This is a genomic window from Methylobacterium sp. 001424705 (assembly GCF_059816145.1).
The window spans coordinates 14,946-29,166 of the sequence record NZ_JCBANU010000023.1 but is presented as its reverse complement, the minus strand read 5'-3'; the positions used below and the strand labels follow the sequence as shown (position 1 = coordinate 29,166).

Annotated in this window: 16 protein-coding genes; 6 read left to right on the top strand and 10 right to left on the bottom strand. The window is 71.0% G+C overall.

Annotation, left to right across the window (positions count from 1 at the left end; all coding sequences use genetic code 11):
* Nucleotides 1–41: 41 nt before the first annotated feature.
* Nucleotides 42–488, bottom strand: coding sequence for a tol-pal system-associated acyl-CoA thioesterase (gene ybgC / locus AC6EUL_RS16980; protein ID WP_056381201.1), 447 nt, complete (start codon nucleotides 486–488; stop codon nucleotides 42–44).
* Nucleotides 489–830: 342 nt separating this feature from the next.
* On the opposite strand from ybgC, the gene AC6EUL_RS16975 reads away from it, so the two are divergent.
* Nucleotides 831–3,584, top strand: coding sequence for a bifunctional diguanylate cyclase/phosphodiesterase (locus tag AC6EUL_RS16975; protein WP_499871481.1), 2,754 nt, complete (start codon nucleotides 831–833; stop codon nucleotides 3,582–3,584).
* Nucleotides 3,585–3,708: 124 nt separating this feature from the next.
* Here AC6EUL_RS16975 and ruvB read toward each other — a convergent pair whose 3' ends face one another.
* Nucleotides 3,709–4,710, bottom strand: a complete 1,002-nt coding sequence (ruvB, locus tag AC6EUL_RS16970; RefSeq protein ID WP_056215338.1) for a Holliday junction branch migration DNA helicase RuvB — start codon at nucleotides 4,708–4,710, stop codon at nucleotides 3,709–3,711.
* Nucleotides 4,711–4,986: 276 nt separating this feature from the next.
* Here ruvB and AC6EUL_RS16965 point away from each other — a divergent pair, with 276 nt between their 5' ends.
* Entirely contained in the window at nucleotides 4,987–5,541 is a 555-nt protein-coding gene (locus AC6EUL_RS16965; protein WP_056275666.1) for a Uma2 family endonuclease, read from the top strand.
* A 40-nt stretch (nucleotides 5,542–5,581) separates the two neighbouring features.
* Here AC6EUL_RS16965 and bfr read toward each other — a convergent pair whose 3' ends face one another.
* From bfr to ruvA, 3 genes are all read right to left on the bottom strand, one after another.
* Nucleotides 5,582–6,079, bottom strand: a complete 498-nt coding sequence (gene bfr / locus AC6EUL_RS16960; protein ID WP_056214475.1) for a bacterioferritin — start codon at nucleotides 6,077–6,079, stop codon at nucleotides 5,582–5,584.
* A 62-nt stretch (nucleotides 6,080–6,141) separates the two neighbouring features.
* On the bottom strand, nucleotides 6,142–6,411 hold the full coding sequence (locus AC6EUL_RS16955) for a (2Fe-2S)-binding protein (RefSeq protein ID WP_056214472.1): 270 nt from the start codon (nucleotides 6,409–6,411) through the stop codon (nucleotides 6,142–6,144).
* Nucleotides 6,412–6,670: 259 nt separating this feature from the next.
* A complete protein-coding gene (gene ruvA / locus AC6EUL_RS16950; RefSeq protein ID WP_499871479.1) occupies nucleotides 6,671–7,288 on the bottom strand; it encodes a Holliday junction branch migration protein RuvA in 618 nt (205 codons plus the stop codon).
* Nucleotides 7,289–7,460: 172 nt separating this feature from the next.
* Between ruvA and AC6EUL_RS16945 the strand changes: the two genes are divergently transcribed.
* The gene (locus tag AC6EUL_RS16945; RefSeq protein WP_499871477.1) at nucleotides 7,461–8,108 is read left to right on the top strand and encodes a YceI family protein; all 648 of its coding nucleotides are present in this window, start codon (nucleotides 7,461–7,463) and stop codon (nucleotides 8,106–8,108) included.
* On the opposite strand, the gene AC6EUL_RS16940 is transcribed toward AC6EUL_RS16945, so the two are convergent.
* Both AC6EUL_RS16940 and ruvC read right to left on the bottom strand, forming a co-directional pair.
* Nucleotides 8,092–8,862 (bottom strand): hypothetical protein, encoded by a 771-nt coding sequence (locus AC6EUL_RS16940; RefSeq protein ID WP_499871475.1) that lies wholly within the window; start codon nucleotides 8,860–8,862, stop codon nucleotides 8,092–8,094. The genes AC6EUL_RS16945 and AC6EUL_RS16940 overlap by 17 nt on opposite strands.
* 82 nt (nucleotides 8,863–8,944) lie before the next feature.
* Complete coding sequence (ruvC, locus tag AC6EUL_RS16935) at nucleotides 8,945–9,511, bottom strand: crossover junction endodeoxyribonuclease RuvC (RefSeq protein WP_056214464.1); 567 nt, start codon at nucleotides 9,509–9,511, stop codon at nucleotides 8,945–8,947.
* Nucleotides 9,512–9,856: 345 nt separating this feature from the next.
* Between ruvC and AC6EUL_RS16930 the strand changes: the two genes are divergently transcribed.
* Complete coding sequence (locus AC6EUL_RS16930) at nucleotides 9,857–10,051, top strand: hypothetical protein (protein ID WP_056275182.1); 195 nt, start codon at nucleotides 9,857–9,859, stop codon at nucleotides 10,049–10,051.
* A gap of 49 nt (nucleotides 10,052–10,100) precedes the next feature.
* Entirely contained in the window at nucleotides 10,101–11,567 is a 1,467-nt protein-coding gene (locus AC6EUL_RS16925; RefSeq protein ID WP_499871473.1) for a methyl-accepting chemotaxis protein, read from the top strand.
* 14 nt (nucleotides 11,568–11,581) lie between these two features.
* Here AC6EUL_RS16925 and AC6EUL_RS16920 read toward each other — a convergent pair whose 3' ends face one another.
* Entirely contained in the window at nucleotides 11,582–12,328 is a 747-nt protein-coding gene (locus AC6EUL_RS16920; protein WP_056214451.1) for a YebC/PmpR family DNA-binding transcriptional regulator, read from the bottom strand.
* A gap of 214 nt (nucleotides 12,329–12,542) precedes the next feature.
* Between AC6EUL_RS16920 and AC6EUL_RS16915 the strand changes: the two genes are divergently transcribed.
* Nucleotides 12,543–12,770: a hypothetical protein gene (locus AC6EUL_RS16915; protein ID WP_056214448.1), complete on the top strand. Its 228-nt coding sequence runs from the start codon at nucleotides 12,543–12,545 to the stop codon at nucleotides 12,768–12,770.
* Between the two features lie 9 nt (nucleotides 12,771–12,779).
* Here the strand turns inward: AC6EUL_RS16915 and AC6EUL_RS16910 are convergent, their stop codons facing one another.
* Both AC6EUL_RS16910 and rpe read right to left on the bottom strand, forming a co-directional pair.
* Nucleotides 12,780–13,532, bottom strand: a complete 753-nt coding sequence (locus AC6EUL_RS16910; protein ID WP_499871470.1) for an HAD-IA family hydrolase — start codon at nucleotides 13,530–13,532, stop codon at nucleotides 12,780–12,782.
* Nucleotides 13,526–14,212: a ribulose-phosphate 3-epimerase gene (gene rpe, locus AC6EUL_RS16905; protein ID WP_056214440.1), complete on the bottom strand. Its 687-nt coding sequence runs from the start codon at nucleotides 14,210–14,212 to the stop codon at nucleotides 13,526–13,528. Before rpe ends, AC6EUL_RS16910 begins: the two co-directional genes overlap by 7 nt.
* Between the last annotated feature and the right edge of the window lie 9 nt (nucleotides 14,213–14,221).

Below are 14,221 nucleotides of genomic sequence, written 5' to 3'. Positions count from 1 at the left end.
GCCACCTCCGGGCGCGGGACCGGACGTCGGCACAGGCCCCGCTACGATGACCGGGGCGTGGGATCGGTGTCGTCGCGCTCCGGGGACAGGAGCCGCCGCAGGCTGTCGGGCAGGCGGATCGCGCGACCGTCGCGCACGCAGGCGACGACGACCTCGGCCTTCACCAGCACCGCGCCGTCCCGCCGGACCTCCTGGGCGAGGTGCATCGAGGCGCCCTTCATCGCGGTCGTCCAGGTCCGGACCTCGAGGAGGTCGTCCATCCGCGCCGGCTTGGCATAGTCGATCACCATGCGGCGCACGACGAAGTGCAGGCCGGCCGCGTCCCGGTGCAGGTCGGACTGGTCGCCCGCGAGCCCGCGCAGGAGTTCGGTGCGTCCCCGCTCCATGAAGCGCAGGTAGCTCGCGTGGTAGACGAAGCCCGAGAAGTCGGTGTCCTCGTAATAGACGCGCACCGCGAGGGCGTGCACGCCGGGTTCGGGCTGGGTCAACGTGGCGGCTCCCGGATTCGTGATGAACGCCCCCCGCGGCCCGCAGACCGCCCGCCGAGGCCTCCGCGACGGGGTGCGCAGCGTCCGCGAGCGGTGGGCCGCTCTAGCAGATTCCGAGGGGCGAGCAACGCGGTCCCGCGGGAGGCTGCGCGTCGACGGCGCGGGTTTCGGCGCGGGCGGAGCAAAGATTCCGCCGGAAAGCACGGACGGAAAATTAAGGCGTTCCCACGTTGATCCACCGGAAGGCGCTGGAGCGCCGAGCACTTGGCGCCCCCCCGGGAAGCAACGCCGAGTCGCTCCGGGGCGATGTCTGTGCCGCCGTGGCGGTACAAGGATAGGAACATGCTTACGGCCAGCGTTCGGAAGCGATCGGCTCATCTGATCGCCCTGGCGAAAACCCTTCACGCCGGCTCCATCGTGCTGCTCGCATCCGCGGGTGGCGTTCTCGGCCTGGCGATCGCCGCGGGGGCGGGGCTCTTCATCGCGGACCTGCACGGCCGGGCCGTCGCCGATACCGAGCAGAACCTCGTCAGCCTCGCCACCGTCCTGGCGGACCAGGCCGACCGGGCCCTGCAGGCGATCGAGCTCGTGCAGGACGCCCTCATCGACGAGATCCGCGCCGCCGAGATCGCCACGCCCGCGGCCTTCGCGGCCCAGGTCTCGACGCGCGCCATGCACGAGTCCCTGCGCGCCCGCACGGCGGCCCTGCCCCAGGTCAACGCCGTCACGGTGGTCGATCACACCGGGACCCTGCGCAACTTCACCCGGTTCTGGCCCATCCCGGACGTCAACATCGCCGACCGGGCCTACTTCAAGGCCCTGGCCTCGGACCCGCTGCTCCAGCGCTTCGTCAGCGAGCCGGTGCAGAACCGCGGCAACGGAACCTGGACCCTGTACATCGCCCGCAAGATCTCCGCCCCGGACGGGACGTTCCTCGGGCTCGTGCTCGGCGCGGTGGAGCTGGAGTACTTCGCCGGCCTCTACGGCCAGATCGCGCCGCAGCCCGATTACGTGATCTCGCTGTTCCGCACCGACGGCGTGCTGCTGGTGCGCCATCCGCACCGGGACAACGCGATCGGACGCGGGTACACCACGACCGGGGCCGCCCTGATCGCCCTGCAGAACAAGGCCGGCGGCGTCACCCGGACCGTCAGCCCGATCGACCAGCAGGACCGGCTCATCGCGACCCGGGCCCTCTCGACCTATCCGGCGACCCTGAGCGTCAGCCGCACCACCGCGGCGGCCCTGGCGCCCTGGCGCCGCCAGGCCACGGTGCTGGGCGCGGCCGCCGGCCTCCTCGACCTCGGGCTCGTCGGGCTCTTCGTGCTCGGCCGGCGCCAGGCCGGCGGCCAGGAACGGCTCCTGCGCGCGGAGGAGCGGGCCCGCAGCGAGCACGCGCTGCGCACGCAATATGCCCGCTTCGGGGTCGCCCTCGACACCATGACCCAAGGGCTCTGCCTGTTCGACCAGGACAACCGGCTGATCGTGATGAACGCGCGCTACGTCGCGCTGCACGGCGTCCCGCCGGACCTGCGCCAGCCCGGCACGACGCTGGCGGCCATCCGGTCCTATCTCACGGCGAGCAACGGCGATCGCGCTCCGCCCTGGCCCGCCCCGGAGGAGGCCGCGCGATCGCCGGCCTCCTTCACCTGGGATCTCGCCGATGGGCGAGCCATCGCCGTCAAGCACGTTCCGATCCGGGGCGGCTGGCAATGCACGCACGAGGACGTCACGGAGCGCCGCCGGAGCGAGGCGCAGATCGTCCGGATGGCGCGCCACGATGCGCTGACCGGATTGCCCAACCGGGCCTTCCTGCGCGAGCACATGGCGGGCGTGCTCGCCGGCCGCGGCGGCAGGCGGACGGCGGTGCTCTACCTCGACCTCGACGGCTTCAAGGGGGTCAACGACACCCTGGGTCATCCGGCCGGGGATGCCCTCCTGTGCCTGGCGGGGCAGCGCCTGCGGGAATGCCTGCGCCCGTCCGATTTCGTCGCGCGCCTGGGGGGCGACGAGTTCGCCATCGTGCAGTCCGGGATCGTCGCGCCCGGGGAGGCGGCCGATCTCGCCGCGCGCCTCGTCGCGATGCTCCAGATGCCCTTCGCGGTCCAGGACCGGGAGATCGTCATCGGCACCAGCATCGGCATCGCCCTCGTGGAGCCGGCGGACACCGAGAGCGACGCCGTCCTGCGCCGTGCCGACGTGGCCCTGTACCAGGCCAAGGCGGCGGGTCGGGGCACCTGGCGCTTCTTCGAGACCGACATGGACGTGGACATCCAGCGCCGGCACCAGCTCGGGACCGAGCTGCGGCGCGCCCTGGCGGCCGGGCAGTTCGAGCTGCACTACCAGCCCCTTGTCGCGGCCGGGACCCGGACCCTCAACGGCTTCGAGGCGCTGCTGCGCTGGCGCCATCCCCAGGAGGGCCTGATCGGTCCGGCGACCTTCATTCCCCTGGCCGAGGAGATGGGCCTGATCCGGTCGATCGGCGCCTGGGTCCTCGCCCAGGCCTGCCGCGACGCGGCGACCTGGCCGGACACGCTCACGATCGCCGTCAACCTCTCCTCCGTGCAGTTCCTCCGCGGCGACCTCGTCGAGGACGTGACGCGGGCGCTGATCGGCGCCGGACTCGTGGCGAGCCGGCTGGAACTGGAGATCACCGAATCCGTGCTCCTGCGCGACCACGCCGACACCTTCCGGATCCTGCATCGCCTGAAGAGCCTCGGTGTCCGGATCGCGATGGACGATTTCGGCACGGGCTATTCGAGCGTTAGCTACCTGCGCCGGTTTCCCTTCGACACGCTCAAGATCGATCAGTCCTTCGTCCGCACCCTCGGGCAGGACGGGGGCGCCATCGCCATCGTCCGGGCCCTGGTGGGCCTCGGCAAGGCCTGCAACATGGGCGTCGTCGCCGAGGGCGTCGAGACGGCCGAACAGGCCGCCCTCCTCGAGGCGGAAGGCTGCGACGCGCTGCAGGGCTTCCTCTTCAGTCGGGCCCGGCCGGCGCCCGACCTCACGGACATCCTGACCCGCCGGACCTTCGCCCCGCCGGATCGCGCGGACGCGCGGTCCGACCGGACGCACCAGCGCGACGCGGCCTGATACGGGGTCCGCTCAAGCGAAGCGGGCCCGGATCGGCAAGCCCGCGCGGCGCTCGAGCGAAGCCCAAATCCGCCATCCCGTAGGGATCGGAAGGATTTGGTACGATCCCTCGGCCGCACGCCGTTCAGGCGTCCGGGTCGCCGGCGTTGAACAGGCCGAACTGCCCGCTCGGTTCGCGCCGGGGCTCGGGAAAGCCCATGTGGCGGAAGGCGTGGGGCGTGAGCATGCGCCCGCGCGGGGTGCGCTGGACGAACCCCTTCTGGATCAGGAACGGCTCGATGATGTCCTCGATCGCGTCGCGGGGCTCCGACAGCGCGGCCGCGATGGTCTCGATCCCGACCGGCCCGCCGTTGAAGGAGCTCGCGATCATCGTCAGGTACTTGCGGTCCATCACGTCGAGGCCCGCCGGATCGACGTCGAGGAGTTGCAGCGCCCGGTCGGCGATGGCGCGGGTCACCGTGGGCGCATCGGCCACGATGGCGAAGTCGCGCACCCGGCGCAGCAGCCGCCCGGCGATGCGGGGCGTCCCCCGGGCGCGCTTGGCGATCTCGTTGGCGCCCTCCGGCGACATGCCGAGGCCGAGCACCCGGGCGCCCCGGCTGACGATGAGCTCGAGCTCGTCGACGTCGTAGAATTCCAGCCGGATCGGAATGCCGAACCGGTCGCGCAGGGGCGTGGTCAGCAGGCCGGCGCGGGTGGTGGCCCCGACCAGGGTGAACTTGGGCAGCTCGATCTTCACCGAGCGGGCGGCCGGCCCCTCGCCGATGATGAGGTCGAGCTGGTAATCCTCCATCGCCGGATAGAGGATCTCCTCCACCGCCGGATTGAGGCGGTGGATCTCGTCGATGAAGAGCACGTCGCGCTCTTCCAGGTTCGTCAGCTGGGCGGCGAGGTCGCCCGCCTTGGCGATGACCGGGCCGGAGGTGGAGCGGAAGTTCACCCCGAGTTCGCGGGCGACGATCTGCGCCAGCGTCGTCTTGCCGAGGCCGGGCGGCCCGACGAACAGCACGTGGTCCAGGGCCGAACCGGTCTTCTTGGCCGACTCGATGAAGATGCTCATGTTGGCGCGCGCCGCCCGCTGTCCGATGAATTCGGACAGGCTCAAGGGCCGGATCGACTGCTCCAGGTCGTCCTCGCGCCGCTCGGGCGTGAGGAGCGATTCGGGAAGCGGATGGAGGGTCGGCGATTTGGGCGCCGATGCCTTCGAGGTGGGTCTCGCAGGTTTGCTCACACGGATTCTCGGTGGGGGCCGGGGCCAGCGTCCATCATCTGTTCTCCTGGCGGATGTCGCATAACGGCGCCGTTCGCGCTACATTCCCGTCGCGGCGCAGGGCGTGTGGGGCGCTGGTTCGTCGCAGCCGGAGAGCTTCCCGTGGGCGGTGCGTCGCAGGAATTCGAACGGATGGCCCTCGACGACTTCGAGGAGTTGCTGGCCGATAAGCCCCGTAACGAGCGCTGGGAGCTGATCGGGGGACGCGTGGTCCGGATGATGGTCGGCGCGCGCTGGGAGCATGCGCGGATCGTCCAGAACATCGCCCTGGGCCTGGAAGTCGGTTTTCGCGCGAAGGGATCGTCCTGCCAGACCTTCACCGAAACATTCTACATGAAGAGCAAAACCCTGGAGGCCGCGATGCTTCCGGATGTGCTCGTCGTCTGCGGCGACATCGAACCAGGCGCAACGTCTGTTGAGAATCCCACGGTCCTGGTCGAGGTGCTCTCACCTGGGACCGAGGCCCGGGATCGCTTCGAGAAGTGGGCCGTCTATCAGCAGCTCGCCTCACTTCAGCACTATGTGCTGGTGGCGCGGGACCGGCCGCATCTCGAGGTCTTCGACCGCATCGAAGGACGCTGGAGCGGGTATCGGGTGATCGATGGCCTCGATGAGGTCCTCGATCTTTCGACGATCCAGGCGGTGCTGCCCCTGCGCGATATCTACTTTCGCGTCCTATCCGTTTGAGCGCCGGGCCTCGAAGCCCGGCGCCCCAGCATTCCTACCTTTATTCGGCTTCGGGAGCGATCGGCTCCAGGCCGCCGATGTGCTTCTGGGCGTAGAGCGGCAGGCCGATCTGGCCGATCAGCTCCAGCTGCGTCTCGAGGAAGTCGATATGGCCCTCCTCGTCCTCGGCCAGATCCTCGAACAGGCGCTTCGACACCCGGTCGTTGATCGAATCACAGTACTTGGCCGCCTCGAGGTACAGCGCGCGCGCCTCGTTCTCGGCGGCGAGATCGCACTCGATGATCTCCTGGACATTCTGACCGATCCGCAGGGGATCGAGTTCCTGCAGGTTCGGGAAGCCGTCGAGGAACAGGATCCGGTCGACGAACCGATCCGCGTGGTTCATCTCCTCGATGGATTCCTTGCGCCAGAACTTGGCGAGCTCGATGTAACCCCAGTCGTTGAGCATGCGGAAATGGAGCCAGTACTGGCTGACCGCCGTGAGCTCGCTGCGCAGTCCCCGATTGAGGTACTCGACGACCTTCGCATCACCCTTCATCCGCCCAATCTCCCTTGAGGCACGTTAAGCCGGAGGGGAGCTTCAGCACCCGGAATGGGCGCTCAGGCGGCGATCCCCTCCTCCGCAGCCTGGACCTTGACCAAACTACAGGAGCTCGCGCAAGTCGCCGTGCACGCATGCGCGGCCTCATCGCGGGCATTTTCGAGGGCGTTCTGCAGGATGCCGCGGATGGTCCGGGCGCAGCGCCCGCATTTCGGGCTGCACCCGAGGCAGGCCTGGACCTGGGCCGGCGTGCGCGGACAATCCGGGCCGCGATGCAGGCAGGCGCGCACCGCGCGATCGGACAGGACGTTGCAGGAACAGACGATCATGCGGGACCGTGACTCGTGCGTGGCTCGCGTGTCGGGTAGAGGCCGCCGGGTGGGGGTTTCACCCGGCCACTTCGTCGAATCTGAGGCGGTGTTGACGCCAGAGCGCAAAAGCTGAGCCCGTGCATCGGATTGGCGCGTAGATTAGAATAATTGAAAACTGCTTTACTTTCAGCAGGTTAGCTGTCTCCTTCCAAACTGGCAACGGGAATGGCGAGCGTCAAGGGCACAATTCCGTCGCACGCCAACGATCGACGGGCCGTCACCGGGCGAGTTCGCGCAATCCCAGCCGGATGAGGGTCTTCGCCTCGGCGCCCTCGCCCGCGTTCTTGAGGGCCTCGGCGATCGCCGCGGAGGCTTGGACCGGGGCGTAGCCGAGGTTGACCAGGGCCGAGATGGCGTCGGCGACGGGCTGCGGCGCCGTGTGGGCTTCCACCGCACCGGACAGGGCGATCACCGCGGGATCGATGGGCGCGAAGGCCGGCGCCTTGTCCTTCAGCTCCGCCACGAGGCGGGCAGCGAGGCGCGGGCCCACACCGGGGGCCCGCGCCACCGCGCCCTTGTCGCCCATGGCGATGGCCGAGGCGAGAGCCCCGGGCTCGAGCACCGAGAGCAGGCCGAGGGCGACCTTGCTGCCCACGCCCTGCACGGTCTGGAGCAGGCGGAACCACTCGCGCTCGGCATCCGAGCGGAAGCCGTAGAGCCGGATCATGTCCTCCCGGACATGGGTCTCGATGGCGAGGTCCGCCGCCTCGCCGATGCCGGGCAGGCGCTGGAGCGTCCGGGCGGAGCAGTGGACCACGTAGCCGACGCCCTGCACGTCGAGGATCACGAAATCCTCGCCATAGGAATCCACCACGCCCTTCAGCTTGCCGATCATCGCCTCGCCCATCCCTCGCGCCGCCGGATGCCCATCCGTCGGCGGATTGCCTACAGGCCGGCGCGCCCGAGCGCCATGTGCTCCGTCGCGACGGCGGCCGGCCCGCCTTGAGGCCGCGCGGCGTTCGTGAAATCAAAGGCGCCCTGCCCGACACACACGGATGACCGTCTCGATGCGCCAGACCGCGCTGCTCCTCGCCTCCGGGCTCCTGTTCACCGCCGGCGCGGCCCGGGCGGCCGAGACGCCGGCACCGGCACCGACCCCGCCGGCACCGGCCGCGCCCTCCAGCGATCCAACCCAGGTGCGTCCGGGCGCCTACGTGCTCGATTCCGCCCACGGCAAGATCACCTGGTCGGTGAGCCACCTCGGCTTCTCGACCTATTACGGCCAGATCACCGACGTGACCGCGCAGGCGGTGCTTGACCCGAAGGAGCCGGCCAAATCCACCCTCACGGTCACCATCGGCACCGACAGCGTCAACGGCCTCGACGACCGGCTCAACCAGCACCTTAAGGCGCCGGACTTCTTCGATACCGCGAAGTTCCCCAAGGCCACGTTCACCGCGACCAGCATCGAGCCGACGAGCCCCGCCACCGCGCGGGTCAACGGCGACCTGACGCTCAAGGGGGTGACGCGGCCGGTGGCCTTCGACGCCACCTTCAACCAGGCCGGGATCAACCCGGTGAACCAGGCCTACACGGTCGGCTTCGACGGACGGGCGGTGATTAAACGCTCGGATTTCGGCATCAACGCCTTCCTGCCGCTCCTCGGCGACGAGGTGTCCCTGCGGCTCGAGGGCGAGTTCAAGGCCGTGGAGTGAGGCCGCGCCCCGGCGGCCCCAGGCGCCGGTAGATCGCGGCGAGGAGGGCCGTCACCAGGACGAGCAGCGCCATGTCGATCAGGCTGGAGGCGAGGATCCGGACGGCCAGGACGACGGGGGGCAGGTCGGCCCCGGAGCGCTCGGGCGCGTGCAGCATCCGGTCCACGAGGCCGAGCGGCAGGATCGTGGCCACGAGGATCACGCCGATCCGGGCGGCCGATCCGCGGGTCATCGCGAGCACGCCGCGCAGGGTCGCCTCGGGGGCGCCGACCGCCAGGGCCGGCGCGAGCAGGCTGGTCCAGATCTGCAGGAGCAGGAGGGCGATCCAGGCGAGCAGGCCGACGATCAGCGGACCCGGACCGAGCCGCTCCGGCGAGAGGCCCCGGTCCAGCACCCCGCTGACCAGGAGCCAGAACAGCTCGAGGGCGAGGAAGTCCTGGAACGGCCCCGCCCGGCCCGCCACGACCGCCCGCACGGAGCCGTCGGCCCCGAGGAGGAGCCGGAACATCGCCATCCAGTAGGGGGCGAGCAGGATCGTGCAGAGGCCGTCGACCAGGAAGAGGTCGTCCTGGAAGCGCGCGGGCCGCGTCGGGTCGCCCATCAGCGTGTGGGCCGCCTCCTTGGCCAGGACGACGAGGAACGCCGCGGTGGTCGCCGAGCCGAGGGCGCGGATCGCCGGAAGCGCGGACCGCACGCCCTCCCGCAGCGTCTCGCCGACCGGCAGCGCCGGCCGCGTCGTTCCCTGGTGGGCCATTCCGTTCGATCTCCGCCCCGCGCGCGCGTCGCGCACAGAGGCACTGCACAAGCGCCCGGGCGGAGTCCAGGGCGCGGCGCGGTCAGGTGCGCGCCAGGGCCGCCGCGATGCGGGCCGCCGCCAGGCTGCTCGTCCCGGCCACGGGGGCGTGCTGGCGCTTGAGGGCATGGGCGCCCCGGTGGCTGTTGTGGGTGATGGCGATGGCGAGCGCATCCGCCGCGTCGGCCACCTTGAACTCGGCCTTCGGCAGCAGGAACTTCACCATGGCCTGGATCTGGACCTTGTCGGCATGTCCCGAGCCCGCGACCGTCTTCTTGATCAGGTTGGCGGAATACTCGAACACCGGCATGCCGGCGAGCGCCGGGACCAGCAGCGCCACCGCGCGGGCATGGCCGAGCTTCAGCGTCGCCTGCGCGTCCTTGTTGACGAAGGTCTCCTCGACCGAGACCTCGTCCGGCTGGAAGGCCCCGACGATGCGGGTGATGCCCTCGTAGAGCTCGCGCAGGCGCAGGGCGAGCGGCAGGTCCCCGTCCGAGGTGACGACGCCGCAATCGACGTAGGCGAGCTTGGTCCCCGTGGCCGTGACGACGCCCCAGCCGGTGCGCCGCAGGCCCGGATCGATGCCGAGGATGCGAACGGGAACGGTCATGCGGACTGGGTCATGGCTGGCGCGGCTCCGGGCGCGAAGATCGCGCCGTCCGAGCGTTAGGGACATACCGTGAACGGAGCGTTATGCCAATCCGCGCCGCGGCGATGGCGGCCGCGGTGGCGCGACGGACCGAACAAACCCGTCGCAAGGAAATCCGGACCTCTCGTCGGACCAAACGGACGCGATGCGTCCGCGCGGGGCGGTCTTTACGAAGGACGCGGATCGATCGGACGAGACAGGCAGACCGGCGCGGGGACCTCCCCGATCCCAGACGGCCCTGTAACCGCTCCTTAGACTGTTCGCCCGTATTCTCACAGGACACCATTCAGGCGGACGGGTTTCCTCGTGATCGACGCCCAGGCCCATCGCCCGAACCGGCTCCGCGGACCCGTGGCGATCCTCGCGACCCCGATCCTGCCGGCCGGTCTGGCGGCGCGCGCCGGATCCTCCGACCGCGTCTCCCGGCTCGACGCGTCCGGAGCCCGGCTCGTCCCCGACGCCCGGTTCGCGACGGGCTGCACGCCCGCCTCGCGAACCTGATCGCTCCGACCCGAAGACCCCGACGCTCCCCTCTGGATCCGACCCGGCGATGACGACCCTCGACACCCTTCGGCAGCGTTTCGGCCGCTTCCTCATCGGCCTCCTCTGGCTGCACCTGCCGATCGTCGTGCTCGCGGCCTGGATCGCCGGCAATCCGATGCTGGTGCCGGTGTCGGTCGCCGGCGGCCTCGCCGGCCTCAGCACGCTGATGTGGCGGCGCTCCGCCATCGGCCCGGCGACCCGGCTGGTGAGCAGCCTGTCCCTGATCGGCATGGCCGCGATCCTGCTCTCGGCCTTCGCCGGGCATCCGTGGCAGGTCGACCTGCACATGTATTTCTTCGCCGGCCTGGCGGTGAGCGTCGCCTGGTGCGACTGGACCATCCTGGTGGCCTGCGCCGCCGCCGTCGCCGGGCACCACCTCACCCTGAACCTTGCGATGCCGGCCCTGATCTTCTCCGGCGCCGCCCAGCGCTCGGACCTCGCCCGCGTGATGCTGCACGCGGTCATCCTGATCCTCGAAACGGGCGTGCTGGCCTGGGTCGCCCGCACCCTCGCGACGGCCTTCGCGGCGCAGGCGGCCTCCGAGGGCGCCATCCGCGCCCAGATGGAGCGCATGCAGGCTCTGGAATCGGAGACCGCGCTGGCGCGGGCGGGCGCCGATGCGCAGCGCAGGGCCGCCCTGCGGCAGACCGCCCGGTCCTTCGAGTCGACGGTGAGCGGCATCCTGAGCCGGGTCACGCAGGCGGCGGGGGCGCTGCAGGGCAGCGCGCAGACCATGACGGGAACGGCAGAGGGCACGGCGGGGCGCGCCGGGTCCGTGGTCGGCGCCGCCGAGATGGCCGCGCAGAATGTCGGTCGGGTGGCCGGTGCGGCCGAGGAACTCGGCGCCACCGTCGCGGAGATCGGCCGGCAGGTCGCGGATTCGGCCCGGATGGCCCAGGGCGCGGTGGGGCAGGCCGATGCCACCGGCCGCCTGGTTCACGCCCTGAGCACGGGCGCGGCCCGGATCGGGGACGTCGTCGGCCTGATCTCGGGCATCGCCGGCCAGACCAACCTGCTCGCCCTCAACGCGACGATCGAGGCGGCACGGGCCGGCGAGGCCGGTCGCGGCTTCGCCGTTGTGGCCGCCGAGGTCAAGGAACTCGCCAGCCAGACCGCCCGGGCGACGGAGGAGATCACGCAGCAGATCCACGCGATCCAGGGGACGACCGGCGAGGCGGTGACGGCCATCGAGGCCATCGCCGCGCAGATCCGCACCATGAGCCGGACCGCGGACGCCATCGCGGCGGCGGTGGACCAGCAGGGCTCCGCGACCCGGGAGATCATCCGCAACGTGGGCGCGGCGGCGACCGGCACGGGGGCGATCACCGACACCATCGGGGGCGTCGCCCAGTCGGCCGAAGCGACGGGTGCCGCGGCCGCCTCGGTTCTCGTCTCGGCCTCCGCGCTGGCGCAGGAGGCCGATCAGCTCGGCACCGAGGTGAACCGCGTCCTCGAAACCCTGAAGGCCGCCTGACGGGCCGGCTTCGATCAGCCCTGGAGCTTCTCCATCAGGGCGTCCGAGAGCGCGAAGTTCACGAAGACGTTCTGGACGTCGTCCTGGTCCTCGATCACCTCGACGAGGCGGATCAGCTTCTCGCCGGTCTCGTCGTCGACCTCGATGGTGTTCTGCGCCTTCCACACGAGGGCCGTGCGGCGCGGCTCGCCGAAGCGGGCCTCCAGGGCCTTCGAGACCTCGCCGTAGGCCTCCTGCGCGCAGGTGATCTCGTGGCCGGATTCGTCCGAGCGCACGTCGTCGGCGCCGGCCTCGATGGCGGCCTCCAGCATGGTGTCGGCATCCGCCACCTTGGCGTCGAACTCCACCACCCCGACATGGTCGAACATGAAGGAGACGGCGCCCGTCTCCGCCAGGCTGCCGCCCGACTTCGTGAAGGCCGAGCGCACATCGCTGGCCGTGCGGTTGCGGTTGTCGGTCTGCGCCTCGACGATCAGGGCGGCGCCGCCGGGGCCGTAGCCCTCGTAGCGGATCTCGTCGTAGCTCTCCGCATCGGCCCCCTGCGCCTTCTTGATCGCGCGCTCGATGTTGTCCTTGGGCACGTTCTCGGCGCGGGCCGCGATGATGGCGGCGCGCAGACGCGCATTCATCGCCGGGTCCGGCAGCCCGAGCTTGGCCGCGACGGTGATCTCGCGGGCGAGCTTGCCGAACAGCTTCGAGCGGACCGCGTCGACGCGGCCCTTCCGGTGCATGATGTTCTTGAACTGGGAATGGCCGGCCATGACGTGACCCTAGACTGGTAGGAACGAGACCGGATCGCGGGGGCCAGGTGCCGGGGCCATGTGCCGGGGCGGCGGGTCCGCGAAGCCGGACGGAAACGGGGTTGGCCGGCTTATAGGCCGCGGGCCGCGCCCCTGACAACGCTGCGCCGCAGCGTGCGCGGCCGCGGGCGGTATCCCCCATGGCTATCCGGCGGACAGGGACTATCCTGGGGCGATGACACAGCAGGCCATCGATCGGGCACGGCCCGAAAGCTCCGGCAGGGATTTCCGCGCCCGGCCCGGGCCGGACGCGCAGACCCATCGGGACGCGCCGACGACACCGCGCTGGCTCAAGCTCGGCCTCGCGGGCGCGCTCGGGATCGTCGCCGGCGCGATGCTGTTTCCGACCCGCGCCGAGGGCGCGCCGCCCGGACGCGGCGGGACGCGGCGCCCCGGGCCCTGACGTCCGCTCTCAGCCGGTGCCCCGCGCGTGCCAGTCGCGCAGGGCGGCCACGGTCACGACGCCGTCCGGCCAGGCATATCCGGACAGGTGCCGGTGGGGGGCACCGGGCTCGCCGAGATCGGAGACCGCCGAGAACGCCCCGTCGAGGCGGTGGCTCTCGGTGTAGCGGCTGCGCGTGGCGATCACCGGCAATCCGGCATCGAGGGCCGAGCGGATGCCGGCGGCGGAATCCTCGAAGGCGATCGCCTCCGAGGCCGAGACCTCGAGGCGCGCGAGCGCGAGATCGAAGACGTCGGGGGCCGGCTTCTTGCGCGGCGCCTCGTCGCCGCAGGCGATGACGTCGAAGGGGACGTCGCCCGCGGGAAAGTTGATCCGCAGCAGGGTGTCGACGTTGGGTCGGCTCGTCGTGCTGGCCACCGCGAGCTTGAGCCCGGCCGCCCGCGCCTCCGCGATCAGGCGGCCCACCCCGGGGCGCAGGGCGAGGCTGCCGCCCTCCACGAGGTCGCCATAGCGCCGGGTCTTGCGGTCGTGGATGTCGCCCAGGCGCGGGCGCAGGGTCTCGACCGCGTCGGCGTGCTCGGTCTCGACGTAGTGGCGCAGGCGTTCCTTGCCGCCCATCACCGTCAGAAGATCGGCGTAGCGGGCCGGGGACCAGGACCAGGGCAGGCCGAGATCCGCGAAGGCGCCGTTGAAGGCCTGCCGGTGGAGGTCCTCCGTCTCGGCGAGCGTCCCGTCGACGTCGAAGATCAGCGCCCTCAGCATGAGAGGGGACCGCCCCCGACCGCCGCAGCGCCCGCGCGGATCGCCGCGATCCGGTCCGCGTAGCCGGCCGGCCCGCCCTTGAACACGGCATTGCCGGCCACGAAGGCGTTGGCGCCCGCGCGGGCGGCCAGGGCCACGGTCTCGGGGCCGATGCCGCCGTCGACCTCGATGTCGATCGCGCGGCCGGCGGTCATCGCCCGGATCCGCCGGATGGTCTCCAGGGTCGAGGGAATGAAGCTCTGGCCGCCGAAGCCCGGATTGACCGTCATCACCAGGACGAGGTCGACGAGGTCGAGGAGCGGCTCGATCGCCGAGGCCGGCGTCCCCGGATTGAGGGCGATGCCGGCGCGCTTGCCCAGATCCCGGATCGCCTGGAGCGAGCGGTGGATGTGCGGGCCGGCCTCCACATGCACCGAGATCGCATCGGCGCCGGCCTCCGCGAAGGCCGCGAGGTAGGGATCGGCCGGGGCGATCATCAGGTGCACGTCGAAGGGCTTGGTCGAGTGCGGCCGCAGGGCCTTGATCACCGCCGGGCCGAAGGTGAGGTTGGGCACGAAGTGTCCGTCCATCACGTCGAGGTGGATCCAGTCGGCCCCGGCCTCGGACACCGCGCGCACCTCCTCGCCGAGCGCGGCGAAATCCGCCGAGAGGATCGAGGGCGAGATGATCGGGCCGTTCATGGTGGGTTC